General features: G+C 67.9%; 15 protein-coding genes and 10 pseudogenes. 10 read left to right on the forward strand and 15 right to left on the reverse strand.

Annotated features, from left to right (window positions below; translation table 11 throughout):
- Window positions 1-281 precede the first annotated feature (281 nt).
- A complete protein-coding gene (locus UG55_RS18980) occupies window positions 282-491 on the reverse strand; it encodes a hypothetical protein (protein ID WP_066065877.1) in 210 nt (69 codons plus the stop codon).
- Between the two features lie 252 nt (window positions 492-743).
- Window positions 744-1,046 carry a hypothetical protein gene (locus tag UG55_RS18985; protein WP_066065874.1) on the reverse strand — a complete coding sequence of 101 codons (303 nt, stop codon included), beginning with the start codon at window positions 1,044-1,046 and terminating at the stop codon, window positions 744-746.
- A gap of 125 nt (window positions 1,047-1,171) precedes the next feature.
- Here UG55_RS18985 and UG55_RS18990 point away from each other — a divergent pair, with 125 nt between their 5' ends.
- A complete protein-coding gene (locus UG55_RS18990; RefSeq protein WP_066065915.1) occupies window positions 1,172-1,540 on the forward strand; it encodes an AlpA family transcriptional regulator in 369 nt (122 codons plus the stop codon).
- Window positions 1,541-1,592: 52 nt separating this feature from the next.
- Here UG55_RS18990 and UG55_RS39255 read toward each other — a convergent pair.
- The 3 pseudogenes from UG55_RS39255 to UG55_RS39265 all read right to left on the reverse strand — a co-directional run.
- A pseudogene (locus UG55_RS39255) lies at window positions 1,593-1,688 on the reverse strand (transcriptional regulator); the annotation flags it as partial.
- A 1-nt stretch (window position 1,689) separates the two neighbouring features.
- A pseudogene (locus UG55_RS39260) lies at window positions 1,690-1,784 on the reverse strand (helix-turn-helix domain-containing protein); the annotation flags it as partial.
- 30 nt (window positions 1,785-1,814) lie between these two features.
- A pseudogene (locus UG55_RS39265) lies at window positions 1,815-2,093 on the reverse strand (replication initiation protein); the annotation flags it as partial.
- A 274-nt stretch (window positions 2,094-2,367) separates the two neighbouring features.
- Here UG55_RS39265 and UG55_RS19005 point away from each other — a divergent pair.
- The 6 genes from UG55_RS19005 to UG55_RS39270 all read left to right on the forward strand — a co-directional run.
- The gene (locus tag UG55_RS19005; protein ID WP_066065866.1) at window positions 2,368-2,676 is read left to right on the forward strand and encodes an energy transducer TonB; all 309 of its coding nucleotides are present in this window, start codon (window positions 2,368-2,370) and stop codon (window positions 2,674-2,676) included.
- Window positions 2,676-3,035 (forward strand): recombinase family protein, encoded by a 360-nt coding sequence (locus tag UG55_RS19010; RefSeq protein ID WP_066065863.1) that lies wholly within the window; start codon window positions 2,676-2,678, stop codon window positions 3,033-3,035. Before UG55_RS19005 ends, UG55_RS19010 begins: the two co-directional genes overlap by 1 nt.
- 3,215 nt (window positions 3,036-6,250) lie before the next feature.
- Complete coding sequence (locus UG55_RS19015) at window positions 6,251-6,700, forward strand: NUDIX domain-containing protein (RefSeq protein WP_066071122.1); 450 nt, start codon at window positions 6,251-6,253, stop codon at window positions 6,698-6,700.
- A gap of 1,068 nt (window positions 6,701-7,768) precedes the next feature.
- Complete coding sequence (locus tag UG55_RS19025; RefSeq protein WP_242424765.1) at window positions 7,769-8,038, forward strand: hypothetical protein; 270 nt, start codon at window positions 7,769-7,771, stop codon at window positions 8,036-8,038.
- Between the two features lie 136 nt (window positions 8,039-8,174).
- The gene (locus tag UG55_RS19030; RefSeq protein WP_242424766.1) at window positions 8,175-8,576 is read left to right on the forward strand and encodes a hypothetical protein; all 402 of its coding nucleotides are present in this window, start codon (window positions 8,175-8,177) and stop codon (window positions 8,574-8,576) included.
- A gap of 725 nt (window positions 8,577-9,301) precedes the next feature.
- A partial coding sequence (locus tag UG55_RS39270; RefSeq protein WP_313954627.1) for a replication initiator occupies window positions 9,302-10,617 on the forward strand: 1,316 nt, incomplete at its 3' end.
- Between the two features lie 434 nt (window positions 10,618-11,051).
- Here the strand turns inward: UG55_RS39270 and UG55_RS30155 are convergent.
- The 9 genes and pseudogenes from UG55_RS30155 to UG55_RS19065 all read right to left on the reverse strand — a co-directional run.
- Window positions 11,052-11,351, reverse strand: a pseudogene (locus UG55_RS30155) (hypothetical protein); the annotation flags it as partial.
- An 87-nt stretch (window positions 11,352-11,438) separates the two neighbouring features.
- Window positions 11,439-12,554: pseudogene (locus UG55_RS47640) on the reverse strand (recombinase family protein); the annotation flags it as partial.
- A 15-nt stretch (window positions 12,555-12,569) separates the two neighbouring features.
- Window positions 12,570-13,749, reverse strand: a pseudogene (locus UG55_RS39275) (replication initiator); the annotation flags it as partial.
- A gap of 1 nt (window position 13,750) precedes the next feature.
- Window positions 13,751-13,919, reverse strand: a pseudogene (locus UG55_RS39280) (replication initiator); the annotation flags it as partial.
- Between the two features lie 77 nt (window positions 13,920-13,996).
- A pseudogene (locus tag UG55_RS39285) lies at window positions 13,997-14,306 on the reverse strand (cell division protein FtsK); the annotation flags it as partial.
- A 1-nt stretch (window position 14,307) separates the two neighbouring features.
- Window positions 14,308-15,034 (reverse strand): annotated as a pseudogene (locus UG55_RS39290) (FtsK/SpoIIIE domain-containing protein); the annotation flags it as partial.
- A 1-nt stretch (window position 15,035) separates the two neighbouring features.
- A pseudogene (locus UG55_RS39295) lies at window positions 15,036-15,659 on the reverse strand (cell division protein FtsK); the annotation flags it as partial.
- A gap of 118 nt (window positions 15,660-15,777) precedes the next feature.
- Complete coding sequence (locus UG55_RS19060; protein WP_066070975.1) at window positions 15,778-16,056, reverse strand: hypothetical protein; 279 nt, start codon at window positions 16,054-16,056, stop codon at window positions 15,778-15,780.
- A complete protein-coding gene (locus UG55_RS19065; protein ID WP_066070977.1) occupies window positions 16,053-16,466 on the reverse strand; it encodes a plasmid replication, integration and excision activator in 414 nt (137 codons plus the stop codon). Before UG55_RS19065 ends, UG55_RS19060 begins: the two co-directional genes overlap by 4 nt.
- A gap of 230 nt (window positions 16,467-16,696) precedes the next feature.
- Between UG55_RS19065 and UG55_RS19070 the strand changes: the two genes are divergently transcribed.
- Window positions 16,697-17,128, forward strand: coding sequence for a helix-turn-helix transcriptional regulator (locus tag UG55_RS19070; protein ID WP_066070983.1), 432 nt, complete (start codon window positions 16,697-16,699; stop codon window positions 17,126-17,128).
- Between the two features lie 112 nt (window positions 17,129-17,240).
- Here the strand turns inward: UG55_RS19070 and UG55_RS19075 are convergent, their stop codons facing one another.
- Window positions 17,241-17,663 carry a hypothetical protein gene (locus tag UG55_RS19075; RefSeq protein ID WP_066070985.1) on the reverse strand — a complete coding sequence of 141 codons (423 nt, stop codon included), beginning with the start codon at window positions 17,661-17,663 and terminating at the stop codon, window positions 17,241-17,243.
- Between the two features lie 943 nt (window positions 17,664-18,606).
- Here UG55_RS19075 and UG55_RS29200 point away from each other — a divergent pair.
- Both UG55_RS29200 and UG55_RS19095 read left to right on the forward strand, forming a co-directional pair.
- Entirely contained in the window at window positions 18,607-19,170 is a 564-nt protein-coding gene (locus tag UG55_RS29200) for an AAA family ATPase (protein WP_066070990.1), read from the forward strand.
- Window positions 19,171-19,752: 582 nt separating this feature from the next.
- A partial coding sequence (locus UG55_RS19095; protein WP_206779394.1) for a hypothetical protein occupies window positions 19,753-20,250 on the forward strand: 498 nt, incomplete at its 3' end.
- Window positions 20,251-21,354: the final 1,104 nt, after the last annotated feature.

Below are 21,354 nucleotides of genomic sequence, written 5' to 3' on the forward strand. Positions count from 1 at the left end.
GTCCGCGAAGCGTGAGCGCCGGTCGAGGGTCGCCAACCCGTCCGCCTTGCTCTGCCGCTCCTTCCGCTGCTCTTCGACCGCTTCTTCCTGGGTCTTGAAGTAGCGCNGCACCCGCTTGCGCCGGCCGTTCACCACGCCGTAGTCGATCTCGATGACCCAGCGCTGACGGTCCTCACGCCAGTACACCGAGCCCTCACCCTGCGCCCGGCGGTTCTGCTTCCTCTTCCTGCCGGCCGACCCGTCCGGGTTGTCCTCGTCCCCGCGAGGTTCCTGCCCGGTCATCAGGCCACATCCAACGGGTTGCCGTCCGGCCAGGTGATGTTGTCGCACCAGGCGCAGCCGTACAGGCTGTCGCCCATGTCGCAGGCGAACTTGTCCTCCCCTTCCGGCTGTGGGTAGTGACGACCTTCGCCACGTTCGGCGCGTTCGAGGTGCTCGCGGAGCGCCTGTTGCAGGCTCATCGTGCGGGGTTCGTTGTCGTTCGTGGGCATGACGAAGACAGCTCCTTGCCGAAAGAAGAACGGGAAGGGGCACGCGGGCCGCGGGTGGCGTCGCCCTGTGCGGTGGGGTTTCCGTTCTCTGGCGCGGGAATGGTCTGCCGGGGCGCCGGCCGCGTCCAGGGCGCTTCGCGTCGCTACGCGATCGGCCTACGGCCGACCCTGGACCCGTCCGACACCCCGACAGCTTCAAGCGCCACCAGAGGACGGAAGAAAAATGGAGGGGTAGAGCAGGCAGAGGAGCCGCTACGGGAGCGGAACGCTCGCCGCCGCCGGTCCCGCCGAGGGATCCACAGCCACCGGGAGTCCGGCCGAATCCCCGGGCACCTGCCGGAAGACGAGCACCGCGTTCACATCGCCGAAGTGCTCCGTGAAGAACGCATCCGCGGGCAGCGCGCCGAGCACCGCCACCAGGTCGCCGACATCGGCCCCGGGACGGATCGTCAGCACCAGCTCTCCGGTACCCCGCTCACGTGCCGCGATCAACGGGGACTCGCCGCCACCGGGGGTCCGCCACGCGCCGAAGCCGCCAGACGAGAAAATGGGCATGGGTCTCAACTCCTGTGCAGTCAGGATTGGGATCAAGGTCCCGGTGGGTGTTGGCGCACCCACCGGGACCGCTACCGCCTACAGTAGGCATGAGGCTAATGGCTCGTCAAGCTATGATGTGGCTCATGTCAACGATCAAGCTCATGGGCGCGGCGGAGATCGCCCAGATGCTGAACGTGAGCCCGTCGCGGGTTCATCAAATCCTCCGTGACGATGTGGCCTTCCCTGAGCCGGTAGCCGTCCTGAGCATGGGAAAGGTCTGGAACGCCGAGGACATCGAGAAGTGGCACGCCGCACGCCAGGCGCCACGACCAGCCAAGAGCCAGGGGCGACCGGATCAGTGGACGTTGGATGACCTGCACCAGGCACTTGATCGCTATGAACGAATACTCGTGTCCAGCGGACGAACACCGAGCACGATCCAGACCTACGTAGACCGCCCCCGACGCTTTCTGCGATGGCTGGCTGGCGACTACGACCCACTGAACACCTGACAGCAGCCGGCCACGGAGACGCGGCCGCTCCCTGACCGGGCACGGGCATCGGTCAGGCAGCCTGGTCCTCATCGAGGCCCCGCAGCCGCCGGACGTAGGCGTTGAGCGCAGCCCGCGGGATCCGCCGGGACCGGCCGATCCGCACCGANTCCAGGGCGCCCGTGGCGAGCAGTTCGTACACGGTGGTCCGGCCGATCGCGAGGATCTCCGCGGCTTCAGCCGGAGTGAACAACAGCTTGGTCATCTGTCCCCTTTGGACCGTCACGGCAACGGATCAGGCGGCGTTCGCGGTCATGGGTGGACCGGTTGCCGGAAGCCCGCCGGAGGCTGGACGCCGATCCCGATCGAGCTGTGCCCGCCAGGCGTGGCGTTGCGCGACCGCCTGGAGCAGCAGGTGTTCACGGCGTGGTGCGGCCGGGTCGCCGGGGTGGAGCAGCGTCCACGCCGTCCGGGTTGGGTCCTGCCCGCCGGCCGGACCGGAGCCGGTCTGCCCGAGCGCTTCGAGCTGCTCTCGAACCCAGGCGAGCCGATCGGCCCGGTGATCGGTCAACGTGGTTGTCAACCGTTAACCCTTGGGCAGCAGCACTGACTGAGGGCACGTTCATCACGTGATGATCGACGTGACGCGGCAGTTCGTCTCCGCGTCTTCCGCTGAATGACCCCTCGGAGAATCTGCCGGTGACATTCTTCCGGCTTCCTCGAATCGCCGGATTTTCCGGCACCCGGCGGGTATCATGAAAGGGAATTGAATAAAGCGGCCCGGGATGGTGCTACCAACACCAGCCCCGGGCCTTGATTCCCATCCTGGGTGAACAGGAGTGGAACCCATGGCCATGATGCCATACGGGACGATCGGTGATGGCCGGTCCCGGTTGAACCTGGTGTTGCAGGCGCATCCGTCGGAGGATGCGGAGATTCAGTTGCCCAAGCACACCCGGTACGCCGCGTTGCGGCCGGTGCTGGTGCTGCCGGGCGGGGTGCAGGTGATGGTGGACCCGAACGCGCCGTTGGACGTGGCGGGTAAGTGGTGGGACACCCTGACGGTGGCGGGCACGATGGCGAGCCTGTGGTACCGGGCTCAGGTCTCGGGGTTCCCGGGTGGCCCTGGTCGGCACCGTCGGGACGGGGGCCAGTGATGGCGGGCACGGTGCGGGCGCTGAGCTTCACCCGACACACCGGTCCCGGGGACGGCGCCGGACAGCGTGAGGTGTTCACCTCGGCGTGCGCGGCCCGGGGCTGGACTGCTGGGGGTGCGGTACGTGAGTTCGGGTCGGGGCTGCGGGCCTGGTGGGCGGCGCTGGGGCTGGTCCGCGCGGGCCGCTATGACGTGGTCGTGGTCGACAGCATCGACCGGCTTGCCGAAACGGAAGCGGGCCGGCTGGCGGCTCTGGAGATGCTGCGCTGCGCCGGGGTCCGGCTGCTCATGGTCCAGGAAGACATGGACACGGACAACCCGGACTGCCGTGAGCTGGTGGCCTCGCTCCTGGCGGCGTAACGCTGCGTAAGTCTCGAACGGCCGGTAACCCGGATCGCGGTTACCGGCCGTTTCCGCGTGTACGGACACGCGCCGCGCGACGTGGGGTCACCTGCGCCGCGTGACGTCGGCGGTAGGGGCGTGGGTGGCGGCTGCCTGCGAGTCCGGCACCGCCCGTGCCAACCCCCGGGGGGATCTGTCTTCGGCCCTCCCGTTTTTTCGTCCCATCCCCCATGGGTGCCGCTCGTAGCGGGCTGGTGGCGGTGTCAAGGGTCGCCCGTAGGGTGATCGGCTTGCCGACGGGCGTAGCCNGCCCTTGATGGCGTCGCCAGGCCGTTAGACCATTCGGCACAACGGGGAATGGGCATCTTCCGTGAGCCGCCGTGCGACGCGCACCTACCCGGTTGCGCCCGGCAATCCGGTGTTTCTCGGATCTCGCGGTCTCTGGGCGTAGCCCTCGGATATGGGCCGCCCGTAGGGCGTCCTTCTCTATCGCGAACCGCAGGCGCAGACCTTAGGACGTACAGCGGGTGGCCTGCCGCTCCGACGGGCCGACGCACCGACACACCCGGCAGGCCGACGCTCCGGACGGGGTGCCGACCGGAGGGAGGCGGGGCCCCGGGCCGGGTGCGGCGAGCCGGCCGGGCGTGGCGAGTGCGGCGCGCACGGCGTGTGCGGCAGGGCGCACGCGCGCCCCGAAGGGGCGCCTTGAAACCCGTACAGAACATTAGCGATGGCGATCATGCCCCGGTCATGCCCGGTTGGTGATGCACATCGGTGATGCGCTTGCGTCAGGGTCGGATGACTCCATCTGGCCAGATGATGCGGACCAGATGGCCGTGGGAGCGGGCATACTCGACGACATCGGCCGTTCCGCCGGGTCCCCTGCCNGGCTGCCCGTCCCAGACGGCGACGACCTGATCCGATTGATCTACAAGTAGGCGACTCGCGTGCATGTGCGCTTGGGAATCGGACTCCTGATAGGGCAGCTGGTGAATCTTTTCCGCCCGACTGTACAGGTCATCGTAGACCGGATGATGTTCCTCNGGTAGACCGTCGCGGTAGGTCTGCGCGGGGACTACTACGACTAGTTGCCCTCCAAGATCTAGGACGGCCTCGGCGAATAGGGTATCCGCTCCGTCCGCAAGGCAGCTGATTCCAACGAGGTCGGAATTTCTCAACTGGGCGAGGAAGCCGCGAATCTCTCGGTCCACATGTGCTTCTATCTCCGGAGTTAAGCCACGGTGGCCCGTAATTCCGACGCGAGTCATCGTTTACCTCTCAGATGTCGAGCGGATCCAGTTCACGGAGTCGGACNTCGAGCTGTCGAACTGACGAAATCTGTGGNGGTGCCGGCAACGCCTGACGGGTTTTCCAAGCCGCACGTATGACTCGCTGGGACGTCTTTGTCGAAGCAGCTTCGAGGGCGGCAAGGGCTATCGTGGCGCTCTGGTCGTACTCTCGCCTCATCGCGTGTGCATCGGCATGCGCCAGTAGATTAAGGGCATGCTGCGCGCTGTGAGCCTGTGCTCTCGTGGCCATGGGTGCGGAGTTCAACGCTGCCACAGAGTCACGCAGATCGACTGCGGCCGCGAGTCGGTAGCCTGCTAGTTTCTCATCACTGAACCGCATGATCCAGGGCCAGGGCGGACTGTCATCCGCGCCGATCCGAGCTGTGGCTTCTTGGGCCATATCGAGGTACCGCCAGGTTTGCGTCTTCTGCTGTGCGACTGCATGGGTCGTGGCAGCTGTCGAGTACAACCAGGCTTTAATGGTGTCACTGGCGTGAGGACGTAGAGATTCTGCGGCCTGGTCCACAAGATCCAACGCGCGCTGCGGATTCCCGGATTTGGCAGTGAAGACAGCGGTACTGCCGAGCATGTAGGCCGGCAGAGTCGGGTGCTGGGACTGGCGNGCCATCCGGACCGCGGCATGGTAATAGCGTTGAGCTGAGCCGATCTCCCACATGTCCCACGCGAGCCACGCTAGGAATCCAAACCCCTCGCTTAGGGCCTCGGCAGCAAGCCGCTTTGCTGCTGGGTCGCGGCTGCTCTTTCCTACCGCACTAAGAAGACGTAGGTGTTCGACTACGATTCCGGCGAGGCCGCGGGCAGGCATTGTACCTTCGCGGCGGCGTTGCGCAGTCACTACCGCGCGCAATACCGATATCTTCGAAATTGGATCAGCGTCGAGTGCGGAAAGATATGACTCAAGGTGTGTGAGGGCGGTGAGTGCTGCCGCCCCGTGGGTGAGTAGCTCTCTACGTAGCATGGCCGACCACTCGTCCAGGAGATCGAGATCAGCAGAGAGGTTCCCTGCTGGTGTGGTCGTCGAACGTAGCTCCCGATTCGCATGATCCCCAACCTGCCGAGTCGCCGAGGGGTCGACACCGGGCGGGCTGAGGGCCACTNGGGGGATGATCACATCCGTCGGCCGGCTGTGTGTGCGACGTGGGCGGCGAAAGCCCAACGCGGTGTCTGTATCCGTCCGGAGAATGGTGCGGAGTGCGGTCCGATAGTCCGCCTGCGGCCAGCGGATGGCCCCTCGTTCCAGCTTTCCGATGTAATGATCGTCTACCGCGGTTGTGCGGCGAGTGGCACGGAACACCGCTTCGTTGACGAGGTCCGCCAGCTCGACGCGTGACAGCGGCTGGCCGGGCGCGTGCGGTGACTCGATGCGTTCCCNGGCGCCTCGCAGCTGGTGGTTCGGCTCGGTCACGGCCCCTGCTTTCCCGCGGTGCGCATGGGCTGATCGTCTCATGTCGCGGTTGGTCTCCTCATTCTCGGCGCGCTGGTCGTACCTGCCGGGGCGACTATGCCGGCTATCTGCCCCCCTATCAGCCCCTCAACGCTCCCCTCTAACTGTCCTGGATCAGACACGCAGAGTGGCGACACGATGTGGTGGCGGCTCCAGCCGGGCTGACGCCAAGTCCCCGGCTGGCGTCGCACCTCGGTGGGCGCGGCATACCTCGGATCCGATGGCNGGCGTCACGCCTGCCGGACGGCTCCGGGCGGAACTAGATCGTGTCGGGCCACACACCCTGTCCGCTGTTCTGCCCGGGNCTGTCGCTCCGCGTTCGTGACCACAGGAGGTCGGATGTCTGGCGCCATCGGGGAACCGCTGGGCCGGAGGATGTCGCGGGCATCACTGTCCCTCCGCGGCCCTCCTCGGGCAGTGGTGCATCATCGCCGGGTCACTCATGTGCCGGTGGCACACCGATGGAAGGGAACAGCACTATGAAGAGGATTGCAGCGATGACCTGGCGGGCGCTACGTGGTTCGGTGCAGTGGCGTGTGCTCTGGCTGTGGCATGCAACCTTCATGGTCGGTGTGAGCGGAATCGTGAAAGATGGCGAGGGTCGCGTTTTGCTCCTTCGGCATCGCCTGTGGCCAGAGCATCGACAGTGGGGGCTCCCGACCGGGTACGCGAAGCGGTCGGAGACTTTCGAGGACACGGTTGCCCGGGAAGTCCTGGAGGAAACGGGGCTCACAGTCCGCGTCGGCGACCTGGTCAATCTGAAAAGCGGGTATCGCCTGCGAGTAGAGATTGCCTATACGGCGGACCTAGTCGGAGGAGATATCAAAATCGACTCGTTCGAAGTCCTGGAGGCACAGTGGTTCGCAACGGACCGCCTTCCGGAAGGTCTACTGGAGTCACACCGAACCCTGATACAGAAGACACACTGAGCTGGCCGATCCAGAGATCGTTGACGCCGACATTCCTAGGTCCGAACGAACATGTTTCGGGAGGAACGGAAGACCGCGCCGAAGCGATGCAGCGGCTTGCATTCGTCAGGGCATCCGCGACCTTCACCGGTCACCATCCAAACCTTCGCTTCTCGCTCCTGCATTGGGTTGTGGATGGCTGGCATGACAGCCTGTTACGGGAGATCTTCTACGCCGGTTTAGCGATTCTTTCTCGGCGTTTCATGAACTTCGGCCTACTCGGCACCCTTCCGGTCGACCGAGTATGGGTCGGAATTCGTTCCAGCGATCCTTCTTCCTTCGGCGGTTTCCACTATCCCCAACAGGGTTACCGGCACATTCAGCTAGGCGCAGTCGTGACCAGCTACGGCCAGCTGGCTGCATCTGGCCGGGAGCAGGCGGCACTAACGGCGCTCGATTTGTTGCGAACGTACGCGCACGACTGCCTGCACTACGCCAGTTACCGCGTGTATACCCTGCACAACGACACGCTGACTCGCGTTCGCTACGGCTTGAACCGACGGGACCTGAACGGATCACCNTACTCGGCCCGTGACCGGCCCGGCTCGCGGACGACACGCAACCTGGGCATCGTGACGGAAGGCGCCGTGGATCGTGAAGCCCGCGCCATCGCCCGTCAAGTCGCGGCGACGTACAAGCTGCGAGCTGAGCACACCGGGTTTGACGGCCTGGTATTCCGCGACGCGACAGGCCAGCTATCGGACACCGACCGAACCGGCCTAGCGTCACTGACAGAACCTGCCGGTGCCGCAAACCAGCACAGATACCTGGCTGCTATGGCTTCCTACGAACGAGTGGTGAACGCTCGCTACCAAGCCTTCCTAGCCGAAATCGGCGGCAGTGACCAGGAAGAGCTACACGATGCGATCATCAGAGGAACCCTGAGTGGCGATCGCTCGGAGGTCTATGCCTGGCTAGAGGGCCGCCACGGGCCAAACGCCTTCGAAGAGTTGTTTCGCGCCAATACGGACTGAAACGTGGTGCCGGAAATTACGTCAGGGGGTCCGGTGACTGCCGGCTATTTCCAAGATGACCCATTCGACGACGACGAAGGAGCGGGTGAGGAGTGGTGGTGGGATGATGACGACGGGTACGAGTATGGGTCTGCTGCGGATGGTGAACGTGCGGGACGTGGTCACTCCGTCGGGGGCGTTGGCACTGGTGGTGCCGGGAGTCCAGGTGGCGGCGCCGTTCGTCGACACTCGGATGCTGGCGGAATACGCGCGGGAGCGGAGAATTCCGGCTGCGGGATACCGGGTGTTGCCGTTTCTGGGTCTGGGGATGATCGCGACCCTGTGACCGGGATGGGTCTGCGTCCCGGGCCGGAGGACTCGTGAGCGGGTCGGCGGCGGTGGAGGCCGCGGGTTGGGAGTTTCACACCGGGCAGCTTCCGGAGTTCCTGCTTCGGCGGTGTGACGCTCTGATCGTTGGCTCCTTGCCGGAACCGGTGGAGGCGGACAGCGAGGCTCAGCAGATGCTGCTGTCCGATCAGCTGGCGGTGGACGAGGACATCATGGTGGGGGCGAGCATCGGGATTGCCCAGCTTGGTCCGGTGGGGCTGGTGGTGCTGCATCGCCGGTTCACGTCGCTGATGGCGTCGCGGGTCGCGTGGGCGGTGGGGACCCGGCTGCGGCGGGCGAGGCTGGCGGCCGGTGAATCGCCTCGGGTCGTGATGGCGGGGTCCAAGCCCAACCCGGACGTGACCCCGGAGGGGGTGACGTTCACGATGCACCGGGTGCGTGTCCGTGACCATGAGGTGGTCTCGCCGATCGAGGTGTGGGAGGTGCACTTTCCCGCGCTGATTCTGGCGGCGGGAGAGGACGCCGCGCTGTTGTAGGCGGTGACCGTGTCGAGCTGGCGGTCCTGAACGTGTCCGGCCTCTTCCCATCTTGGCCGGCGGGTTCGGGGCCGCCGTTGTCGTGCCTGTGGTCGCGTGTTGTCGTGTTTGCTGGATTTGGTCCGGACGGTCCGGGTATTATGGGTGTTGGCATTCGAGGGTCCGCGGGCCCTGCGCCACGTAAGGCAGTACGCCACATTGTCGGGCTGTCCACATTGAGCCGCCTGGGAGCGGCACGGACCGGGCTCGGGCTGCTGCATCGTAGGCCACCTGTCGGTGGTCTGCGTCCAGTCGTGTTGATGTTCCGTCTGGGGTGCGCATGTGCCGTGTTCTGTTGCTGTCCAAGGTTGCTGCTGCCTGCGGAGTGAGCGGGTAGACGGGGCCGGCTGATCCCGGCGGGGTTCTCCCGCGCGTTCGCCTGTTCCCCTGTGCTGCCGGTCTGGTGCCGGTGTGTGTGCCACCGATAATGCCGCTGTCCGGCCGGTTATGAGCCGGGCTGGTGTGCAGCATTGTGCCGGCGTTTCGGTGTGGGATGGGTGTACGGCGGAAGGGCCGCCGGGTTCGGTTTCCGTTCCGGTTCTCCTGTTCCCATTCCTGCTTTCTTCCCGCGCGTGTTGCGCTGGCTGGCCTGTGCTGTGTCCGGGCCTGACCGCGTGAGGTGGGCGGGCGAAAGGGCGCGGTGCGTTTCCGTGGACGTGGGCGTGAGCTTGCCCGAAAACCGGCTGGTGGCGGGTGGCTGTTGTCGGCCGATCCGCCTGTCCGGCTATATCGATCATGTGGATGTCGGTACCGGTGAGGTCCGGCGCGCGTTCACCTCGGCGGGTGAGCCGGGCGGGGTGCTGCATGTGCGGTGCGGTAACCGACGCGAGAGCGCGTGTCCGGCCTGTTCCGCCATCTACAAGCGGGACGCGCGGCGTCTCGTCCTGGCGGGGCTCGCCGGCGGCAAGGGTGTGCCGGACACCGTGTCGGATCATCCTGCCTGGTTCGTCACGCTCACCGCGCCGTCGTTCGGGCCGGTGCATTCCCGCCGCCAGCGGAGCAAGGGCGGCCCGGTGCGGGCGTGTCACCCCCGCCGGGGTCTGTGCCCACACGGGCGTCCGGCGGGGTGTCATGAGCGGCACCATGAGGCGGATTCCCGGCTGGGGTCGCCGTTGTGCGCGGACTGTTACGGCTACGGCCGGTCGGTGGTGTGGAACGCCCTGGTCCCGAAGCTGTGGAAGGTCACCCGGGACGCCACCGAATCGGCGGTGGCGGCGGCTGCCGGGTTGACCGTGGCGGGGCTTCGTCGTGCGGCGCGGCTGTCGTTCGTGAAGGTCGCGGAGATGCAGGCGCGGGGCGTCGTTCACCTGCACGTGGTGATCCGGGTGGACGGTCCCGACGGGCCGGACTCGGCTCCTCCGGCCTGGGCGGCCGGTGAGCTGGTCGCGGACGCGCTGCGTGGGGTCCTGAGCGCGGTGGCAGTACCAGCTCCCGATCCGGACGCGCTCACTCTCGATACCACCACCGTTGCGGATGACGGCTGGGCGGTGCGCTGGGGCGTACAGGTCGATATCCGCCGGATCGTCCTGGAGGGGCCGGCGGATGTGGGCCGGGTCAGTAACTATCTGGCGAAGTACATCACGAAGTCCGCGGCGGCGGGTGGCGCGTTGGATCATCCGGTGCGGTCGCTGGCAGCGCTGGCCCGGCTCACCTTGGCGCCCCACCTGCGCCGTCTGGTGGAGACGTGCTGGCGGCTCGGTCATCACGTGATGTTCGCTGCCGCGTTGGATGCGGCGTTGGGCCGGGAGTCGGGGGATATCCCGCGTCTGGTCCGCTGGTCGCATCAGGCGGGGTTTGGTGGTCACTGGCTGTCAAAGTCGCGGCGGTACTCCACCACGTTCGGTGCGTTGCGGACGGTCCGGCGGGTGTGGTCCCGCACCATTGGCGCGGCGATGGCGGGCCGGGTGCCGGTGGATGCCTTCGGCCGGGTCGACGGAGACGAGAACACGATCGTTCTCGGGACCTGGGCCTATGCGGGGCGGGGGCTGCATCTCGGGTCCGGNGGCGGCGCTGATCCTCCGTCCGATCTGCCCTCGGCACGGGCGGCTGGTAGCCCTGATGGCACCTGGCGGGCTGAATGATGGGTACCGGAGGTTCTGTTCAGCCGTCGCTGTTCGATGACCTCGACGATGCCCGTTCGGCTCCCGTGGTCGTGGTGGGGCTGGTGGCTGGCCAGCAGGAAAGCACCGAAGGTTCCGACGATCGTTCTTCGGCTGACGTGCCCATCGTCCCGGCCGTTACCGAGACACGGCAACCGACCCCGGTGGGGGTGGGCGGGCGGGCCGCCACTGACCAGCCGGGCACGTCTGGGGGACGCGCGGCGAGCATGGCTGGTGAGCGGGAACGGTGGATGGCGCAGATGCTGGCGTGTGCTCCGGAGCTGCCGGCGGGGGTGGCGACGCAGATTGCCCGTGTGCTGCGGTCTCGCTCGCCTGGCTAGGGCTGGTTGCCGGTGCGGTAGGTACGCCAGAGCGGGCGGACTCGCTGCGGCGGGACCTGTAGGCCCTTCTGCCCTGGTTTCGGGTGAGGCAACAGGATGATGTCGGTGAACAGCGCGCGGATGACGTCGCGGCGGGCCGGAACGGTGAGTTTCTTCCACCGGCCGCGTATCTCGGTGGCGGTCGCACCTGGGGTGACCAGGGTTTGGAGGGCACGTGGAACGGCGACGGTGACCGCGCGCTGTTCCGCCTGGGCGATCTGTGGCAGTAGCCGTTGCTCCATCGCGATAAGCCCTGCNGGGGAAAGCGCGTTTCGCGCTGCGGCGTCGTAGTAGCCGTCTAGCTGCTCCTTCAACCCGGCGGCTTCTTCGCGGGCGGTCACGANGGCTGAATCATCGGGAGCGGCCAGAAGTTCGTACAGGTCGGGTCTGGCCAAACGGCGGCACACAAGATCTTCTATCAGGTCGTCCATCCCTGGCTGGTTGACCTGCACGTGTCCGCCGGAGCTGGAACACCGGTAGGTCGGGGTGTTGTGATGCGACGCGACCGGAAAGGTACACAGGGGCGCACCGCATGCTGTTCCCTCGGGGTCTGCCTTCCCGTCGGCGTTGACGGTCTGTCCGCAGATCGCGAAGTAGGACAGCAACCACTTCTGCCGGCCTGGGCGGGTGGTCTTGCGGGACGGGTCACTGAGGACACGGCGGGCAGCCGCGTAGGTCGCCTCGTCGATGAGTGCCGGCCACTGCCCGGTGAACACCTGGCCCTGGTAGGTGCGGCGGGAGACGTACCGCTCGTGGCTGGCGATCCTGCGGACGATGGCCCGGGTCCACAGCCGGCCGGTCGGTGAGGGCACCTTGCGGGCGTTGAGATCCTTGGTGATGGTGATGATCGGTTCGGAGGCGGCGACCCGTGCGGCGATCTCGGCGACGATCGGGGCCTGTTCGGGGTCGGCTTCCTGCGCAAGGAGCATGCCGGTCTTCGGATGGTAGGAACGCCGGTAACCGTAGGGAACGATGCCGTGCGGCACGCCGTTGACTGCGTTGGCTGTGAGCGCGCGCCGTACCCGCTTTGAGGTCTTCTCCGACTCGTATTCGGAATCGATGCCGTCTTCGGCGAGAGTGCGCCGGTCTCGGGCGTTCGCGGGGTCGTAGGTCCGTCCGTGGGACCCGATGTGCAGCAGCACTCCGCGTTCCCGGCACAGGTCCAGGAAGGCGGCCCACTCGGCGAGTTTGCGGTCTCCGCGGCTGGGCTCCCACAACCACAGCACGTCCAGGCGCCCGGCCTCGATGTCGGCCAGGACACGCGGCCAGTCGTCGCGTTCCTTGGTCGCGAACCGTGAGGCGGACCGGCCGTCGTCCTCGTAGACCTCGGCGACATGCCACCCGTGGGTCTCGAAATCCGCGCGGCCGGCTTCCTGCTGTTCAGAGACCGACCGGCCGCGCCGGTCGTCCAGCACGGACCGTCTGGCGTAGATACCACCCTGTTTGTCTCGGTTCTGCATGAGCTAAGGCTAACGTTCCAATAGGGTCTTGCCGGACCAGCGCCGAGAGACCAGCACCCGCCGTCCACCGAATCCGAGCGTCTCCCGCCGGTGCGCCTTCCCCCGGCAGCGGCCCGGGACGAGTCCGGGTTTGGGGTTCCGCGGCTGGACGCCGTACCGCAGCCAGTTCGAGCAGCCAGGCGAGCACGGTTCATGCCGCAGCGCATCCGCGAGCCGTTCGACGTGCCGCCGGTGCGCGTCGGTGGCGACGTCGTGGCAGGCGTCGAGGCTCTTCACCAGGTACTTCGTGAGGTAGCCGATCATCCGGGCGGTGTGCGCGGAGTTCGCCGTGACGCCGTCCGCGCGCAGTTGCGGGCCGAAGCGGACCACGTGGGCCGGTTCGTCGTCCTCGCCGATGGCGTCGAGCGCCTCGTCCCACGTCGGCAGCACCGCGCCGGAATCCGGGTCGAGGTAGCCGCCGGTCGCCTCGTCCCACATTGGTAGCCGATCGTCGCCGTAGACCGGCCGGTCGCACGGTGGCCACCACACCTGGTGGTACGTCGCGGCCGCCACCTGGCGCAGCAGTACCCGCGGGATCGTTCCCCGGATCGCCGCGTGCAGATGCGGAGCGAGCCGCCGTTGCGGTTCCAGCGCGGCGAAGTACTGCACATCCCAGCCCACGGCACGGCGCAGGTTCTGCCAGAACCGGTCGATCAGCTTCGGGAAGTGGATCGCGTCGCGGGCCGCCCGCCGGTAGTCATACGAGCCCGGATCCACCGGCGTGCCGTCACTGCGCACCCGCCCGTAGCTGTCACAGGTCAACGTCAGGAACATCGACGGCCGCCACACCGTCCCGTCCGCCGCCTCGTACGTCCGCCCGATCGTGCGCCGGTCGACGGGCAGCCGGGGCAGGTCGGGCGCGTCCTGGCGCCGCCGCGTCGAGCGGACCCGACGAGGACGCTCCCGATCCTCCGGAGCCGCCCGCCCCCGCACGCCCAGCACGTTGAGTTCCTCGTCCACCTGGCCGATAAGTTCGTCGATCTCCGCCACGCCGGCCACGTCTCCGGCACGGTCGGCATCGAGGCGAACCGCCTCAAGGTCCGCGCGGAAGCCGGCAAGAACCTTCGCGTCATCGGACGGCGGATCCGGGTCCGGTACCGGTTCGTCTTCCAGGTGCCAGCCGGCTTTGCACTGCGCCATCCGCAGCCGCCGCGCCNGCTCCGCACACGACGGGCACTTGCTCGCCAACGTGGCGCCACACGGCACCGGGACGATCTCCGTCTCGCCGGTGTCGAGGTTCGTGCGCCGCATCGCCATCGGCCGCACGCACACCCCGTTCTCCAGGGCGACGGCTTCCACGACCTGATGGGCCAGCGGCATCCGCATCCGCGCCGCCCGGGAACCGGGCCGATCATCATGATCGGCCCGGTCCGGGGTGGTGACGGTGGTGAAGGAGGTTGACGTCACGCAACCTCCCCGAGGCCAGACAGATCATCGGGAACGGCCGGACCCGCACCGTCCTGGTACGGGCTGAGGTCAGGAACCCAGCCGTCCCCGTCGTCTTCCCCCACCCCATCCCGGTAGGGGTCGAGGTCAGGAACCCAGCCGCCCTCACTCGCACCGTCCTGGTACGGGCTGAGATCAGGAACCCAGCCACCCCCCCGTGGAGTACCGGTGGGAGATCACCGTCCGGTTGATCTCGACATCGTCGACGTAGGCCGCCCGGACCCGGACCGGTTCGGGCTGTCCCTCGTGCAGCACGTAGCCGACGCCNGGCAGCGAGACCGGGATCTCGTCCGCCCGCGCCCCACGGTCCCGGGCACCGGAGCCGAGCACGAGATCGGCCTGTTCCGGTTCGGTCATCCGCAGCGCGACCCGGACCGGGAACAGATCCCGGAACGGCAACACCTCCTTCCGCGGGTCCTGCACCGCCGCCAGGACCACGACCCCGGGCGCCCGGCCCTGCGACAGCAGCAGCGGCAGCGCCGCCCCGATCCGCTTCTTCACGTCCCGATCCGTGACGTACGCCGTCAGCGACGCGATTTCGTCAACCACGACGACGATCAGCGGATCATCAACCGTCGGGGTGTGCAGCCGGGTTCGGCCCCGCAGCCGCTCCGTGCGTTCCTGCATCACGCCCACCGCGTCGTCGAGCAGGTCAGCGATCGTTTCCGTGGTGGTGGCGAACCGGGCGAACAGCGGCTCCCCGAAGGCGAGTTCCATCCCGCCCTTCGGGTCGCACACCCACAGCTCCACCAGGCCCGCCCGCACCGCCGGGCCGAGACCGCGGATGATCGACCACAGCACCGAGCCCTTACCGGCACCGGTCGCACCCGCGACGAGGAGATGTGTGCTGCGGACAGGCAGCGTCCACGGTTCCCCGTCTTCCTGCCGGCCGACTGGGACCGCACCCAGACCCGCGACGAGCAGGTCAGGTGCGGTTCCGGCATCCTCCGATCGGTCCGCCTCCGGGCCATCCGGTCGCGGCGCGGCGAGGTCAGNAGGGGCAACCGGGGCGGTCAGGGTGTCCCGGCGGTGGAAGTGCAGCCGGACGAACCGGTGCTCCTCCGCCCGGACCTGGCAGCGCCGAGCCCGGAACACGTGCCGGAGCGCTTCGGCCTGTTCCGCCCACTGCTCCGGCGTCTGACCGGGCAGCAGCTCCACCCGCAGGACGTCCACAGCCCGTGTCGAGCGGATCGCGCGGATCCGGGGGAAGTACTCGTCAAAGGTCACCTCATCCCCGGTGGACGCCGGCATGCGGATCGCCAGGTCGGTGTGCACCATCGCCGGCCGCCACCGCCACCGGTACACGAACGCCAGCCGAACCCGGCCCCAGACCCACCGGGCCAGCCACCGGTACGAACGGGCGTGCAGCCGACGCCACGCCACGGCGACGAGCACCAGGCCGACGAGCAGGAGCAGCAGGCCGAGCGGGCCGAACCGGTGCCAGAACAGCGCCAGCCCGACCGCGACCGGCACGGCGACCCGGTGGCGCCAGCACCAGCGCACGGCCAGCGCCAGGGCCTTCACGGCCACCGCCAGGACGAGCATCCACACCGGGACGCGCACTTTGTCAGCCCGGGAGGGAACCCGGGGGAAAGCCCGGTCACCGTTGATTCTGGACATGGCAAATACCACCTGTTTTCGAGCGCACGAAACCAGAGAGAGGGGAAAGGGGAGCGACGGCCCGGGGCTACTGCGGGGAAGTGCGGCAGCCCCGGACGGTCCGTTACTTCAGCGTGGATTACGCGGCGAGATGCTCCGGCGGATCGCCGAGTACCGCGAACCGGATACGCTCACACTCGATGAGGTAATCGTTCACCGCGGCGAGCAGCGCGTACGCGAACTCCACATGGTCCGAGGTGACAACGTTGTTCGCCGCGGAGAGGGACAGGTGCGTTTCACCGGCCCGCACCGACAGGATCGGCGGCCGGTCCGGGTACGTGTGGCAGCGCAACGACCAGGCGGAGCCGACGTGCACGCCGAGATGCGCCGAGGAGCTACGCCGTTCAAGTTCGCTCATGCCGCCACCCCGCCATTCCCGCGCCGGACCGAGCCCGGAGCGCGCATCCCACCGGCCCGCAGCGAGAACGCCACCCGCGGCTTGTCCGCCACCCGCCGGTCCACGTAGGGAAGCACCGTGAGCTGGTCGAACTCCACGGGGCGGAACGGCGTGCCCGGCATCAGATCCGGTGGGACCGGCTGCACCACGGCGACCATCCGAACCTTCACCTCCGTCGTCCTGGCCTCCGGGTCACCGTCGACCACCCGCACCGCCCACAGGAGCTGGCCGGTCTCCTCGTCCCGCTGCTGCGGGTCCGGCGCACCACTCCTGATCTTGTCGAAGTCGTTGACCGGCTCCACGCCGACGACGAAGGCACCCGCCGGGAAAACCGTCGAGAACGCGACGGGAATCCGTCTCGGTACCGCCACTGCATCTACCTCCCGAGAGACGACCCACCGATCCGGACCAGCTCCGGAAGCGGGCATGGATCTACCATGCTCCGCCGGAAGAGCGCTTTTCAAGCGGTAGATCGTCAATGCATATTCAGTCGGGATCGGGCGATGCAGTCACGGCATGGCGTCATGCAGCTCATGCGGAGTCGATATGCACGGCTGACCAGCACATCTGTGTGCGCGACGAATTCGCTAGCATTCCGTCTATGACTGATCGCCTCGACGGGCGGAGCGGTTCCGGGATCGACGCCGCCCAGGACGACGAGGATTGGCCGGCCGTCGCGGCAGCGCTCAAGGCCCGGATGTCCGCCCAGCGCATCGGGCAACAGGAGTTGGCCGACCGGGCGGGGATATCCGTGTCGACACTGCGGCTTGTGCAGCACGGCGCGAACCGGCGGGTGCGGAACCGGACCCTGACCGCGATCGCGCGTGCGCTCGACTGGCCGGACGATCACCTCGTCCGCGTGCTCACCGGCAACGGCGAGCCCGGCCCCACCGGCGCCCAGGCCGCACCGATGGCCATCGGCCTGGAGATCCTCGCCGGGGTGCGGGAGATACGGGACGACATCCGGCGGATCGTCCGCCGCCTTGACGAGCTGGACAGCGCAGCCGGGACAGCCGGGACAGCCGGCCGATAGATCACCCTGGCCGCCACGGGGGAAGCACCGTCCTGCCCCGCAGTCGGTCCGGGAGCGAACAGCAGAAGGCCGGACCCCCGAGGGTCCGGCCTTCTGGCATCAGGACGGGATGTCAGCCCAGCGCCGAGGGATTCCACGACCGCGGACGACGACGGCGGATGACCTGCCGCCGGAACGCATCCGCCGCGTCCGCCTTACCGGCCTCATACGCGACCCGCTCCCCCTCCGTGGCCCAGCGGCGCGTGCTGTCGATTCCGGGCGCCGAAGGGTCGAGCTGGAGCATGCCGCGCAGCAGCGTTCCCGGCACCTCCCGCCGGGACAGCCGCACCCCTTCCGCCTCGTAAACGAGGACCACGTCCACGTCGCCGTGTGCTTCGGCGAACCGCAGGCCCGCCGGCATCTCCGCCATGACCGCGTACAACGTCTGCGCCGACGAGCCGGCCGGCACCACCAGCGCCCAGGCATCAGAGCCCCACGGCAGCAGACCGACGCCCGTTGCCTCCCCGGTCTCGCACGGCCCGCTGGCCCAGGTCATCGCGCACCCCCTCGTTGCGCAAGCTCGCGGGTCGTCGTCGCTGTCGGCATGCTCCACACCCGATCCCCTCGATTGTTCGCGTCCGGTCGAGCGCCGGCGCCGCCCGCGGAGTCAGAACCGGCACGGACGGCACCGACCAGGAACAAGGCTCACCGAAGTCACCCGGTCACGGAATGTTGAGTCGACATTGATCGACGGCATCAAGCGCCGGACCCGCGCCGCCACTGATACGAGAACAGCGCCGTTTCAGCGCTGGTCAGCCGCTCGATTCGAACTTGCCATACCGCGACGACATGCTCACAGCTATGCTCAGCGTGCCTGCCCGCTCACGCGGATGTCCCGGCCNGCCACCGATCGAAGAGCGATGGATGACCGCTGACCCACAGCCGACCTGGCAGCGTTACACCGTCTCCCCCGAGCTGCTGGCCCGCGCCGACATGGCCGAGGCACTACGGGCGCGCGACTTCGGCGCCGCCTTCCTGCTCATGCGCAAGTGGGACCACGTCAGCCAGGACCGCATAGCCTCGTCCATCGAAGGCTTCAGCCAGTCCCGGGTAAGCCGGATCGCCAGCGGCAAGGCCAGGGTGGAGGACGTCGAGGTGATCGAGCGGATCGCCGACGGGCTCCACATTCCCGGCATCATGATCGGTCTGGCGCCTCGTCCGTGGGAGTCCGGCACGGAAGTCCCCCGGCCCCGCCGGGAATCCCTGCGGGTGCCGAACCATCTGCGGGACCTCATCGGCAACAGCACCGGCGCCCCGCCGGTCGTGCCTCGCCGCGACGAGGTCACCGAGTCGATCCGCACCCTGCTGGCCAGCGTCCAGCCACCGGCCCCAGGCCCCGCCGGAGGCGGCAGGTCACCCTGCCCCCGTATGACCTCGAAGGGCACATCCTCGCCGCCTGGAGTTCGGGACGGCCCCGCGAGGGCACCCCCGCACTCGTCATGGTCGCCGGATTCCCCGGCTCCGGGAAAACCGAGTTCGCGCGGTTCATCGCCGAGATCACCGGATGGCCACTGCTCGACAAGGACACGCTCAGCCGCCCCCTCACGGAATCGCTGCTCCTGGCGACCGGCGACGACCCGAACGACCGCCACAGCGACACCTACATGGGCCGGATCCGCCCGCTCGAATACCGCACCATGTTCGATACGGCGTTCGACAACCTCCGGCTTGGCATCACGACCATCGTCACAGCGCCGTTCGTCCGCGAACTGGGTGATGCTCGGTGGGTGGAACGCATGGCCAAGCGCGCCGGCAACTGCGGCGCCGCGGTCGCCGTGGTGTGGCTCCGGTGCGACATCGATTCCATGCGCGACTACATGGAGTCACGCGACGCCGCCCGCGACTCGTGGAAGCTGTCCTACTGGGACGACTACCTCAAGACGATCAATCCGGACGCGCGGCCGGTGTGCACCCACTATGTCGTCGACAACAGCCGGCACGCACAGACGAACCTTGCCGAGCAGGCCCGCCGGATCGCGAGCCAGGTGCGCGATGCTTCCTGACGCCGTCATCCTCTACGGCCCGCCGGCCGCGGGGAAGGACACCGTCACCGCCGCCCTGACCGGCCTGGACGATCGCTTCGTCCACTTCGACCGGCTCAAGGTCGGAGCCGGAGTGCCCAGCCGGTACCGATACGCGACCGCGGAGGACCTCACCCGGCTTCAGGACAGCGGGCAGATCCTGTACGTCAACGAGCGATACGGCAACATCTACGCGATCGACCGGCCCCGCCTGGACGAGATCACCAGCGCCGGGCGGATTCCCGTAATCCACATCGGCCAGGTCGCCGGCATCGCCGCCCTACGCGCCGAGTACGCGGCGCGGTGGCTGACTGTCCTGCTCTGGTGCCCACGCGACATCACAGCCGACCGGCTCCACCATCGCGGCAGCACCGACATCCCCGACAGGCTCCGGGCATNGGACGAAACCCGCGCCGACCTCACCGGCATCAGCTCGGCCGAGTTCGGCATGGTGCTCCGCACCGACCAGCGGACCCCCGGGGCCATTGCCGAACAGATTCGCCGTCAGGTCGCCTGCACCACTCAGGACGCCGCGCCCATTCGCGATGGGCTGGACTGAACCGCATGCAGCTCGTCCTACCCACGCTCACCTTCCGCCGGCCGGACGGCCGCCTCGACACCACCGCGACCGCCCGCTACGCCGAACGCGCCGCCGCCACGTGGGCGCACCTGTTCATCCTGTCCGGCACCACCACCGGCGGACACCACGCCACGTCTGCCGAACGCGCCGCCGTCGTCGACCTGTGGGCCGACATCATCGGCACCGACCGCCTGACCGCCTGCTGCTGGACCCGCGACGACATCGACCACGCCCAGCGGAGAAACGTCGTCCCCATGGTCGCCCTGCTCAATCTCGCGGACCAGGCCGAAGCGCTGGACTTCCTGTCGGCTCTTCCCCGTCCCGCCTACCTGTTCAGCCACCCCGAATACAGCCCCGCCACCTGGACACCGGCACTGGCCGAGGCCGCCGCCCGTGCAGGCGTTCTCCCCGTCGGAGCGAAGGTGTCGAAGATGCCCGTGGACCAGATCCGGGAACTACGAGCCGTCACCGGACCCGAGTTCNCCATCTGGGACGGCAGCGCACGGCACATCGCCGACAGCCTCACCGCCGGAGCAGACGGCATCGTCGCAGCACCTCTCAGCCACCTACCCGAGCCGTTCCNCCACCAGGACGTCGCCGAGGTACAGCAGGCCATCGACACCACACAGGCCCACCTCGACACCCTCCCCACCCGGGACGCCNGCACAGCAGCCCTGTTCCATCTCGCAGGCCGAGCACCAGGACATGCCGCATGAGTACAGCAGCCACAGACGAGGAGCGTTGGTTGCCGAATTGCTCGTTTTAGGATCAAGCCGCGGTGCGGGCCGCGCCGCGCGACGGCTGCGCGCGGCCGTGAACGGCCGTGCTCGCCGGGCGCGTCGCCTCCACACCGCGCTTGCAGGTCCGAGCTGTTCGACGAACGCCCTCATTGGCAGCGTGAGGGAACCAGCTGACGCAGGGAGCTGTATTACCTCACGCTGACAGATAGGGGACCACGGTGCCCGCGATCGCGCTGCTTGTCCTGGCCACAGCGATTCACCCGGCAGTGTCCTACCGGCAGACGGCACCGGTCACTCAGCCTCTCCTTGGTCCGACCACTTTGGATCTCCGTTTTTGACATTTCGGGTGCTGAGCCAACGGGTCACCGCGTCGGTGAGGACGACCTCGTATGGAAGACCTCGCAGCTCGTCCGCGGTCACGTCCAGGCCGCGCGCCCGCCCCAGGTCGGCCAGCCACGACCAGGGGTGGTCCTCACTGGGCTGTTCGCCATCAGGGAGTACGACGTTCAACACGTCTTGGGTGATGCTGTCGCGGGTCTCGCCGAACTGGCCCGCACCAAGACCTGGATCACCGAGTACCNGACTGACGGTGAAGCCGCGATCTTCGTGCAAGATCACCCGCCGGCCATCGTCCAGCGTGACGAACTCACTGACCGAGAAGCTCTGGGAACCCCCGTCGTCGGTGCGCGGCGCCCACAGATCACACAAGGCGCCCAGGCCGACGATGCGACCGGGCTCGACAGGAGGAAGATCCCTGCGATCGGCCGCATCCGGGTAGGGCTGCCAACTCCACTCCATACCGCTCACATCCCCCACCTCGGGGTCCCAGGCAAACCGTTTGCAGTG

Source organism: Frankia sp. EI5c, assembly GCF_001636565.1.
In the GTDB taxonomy this organism is placed as follows: Bacteria; Actinomycetota; Actinomycetes; order Frankiales; family Frankiaceae; genus Parafrankia.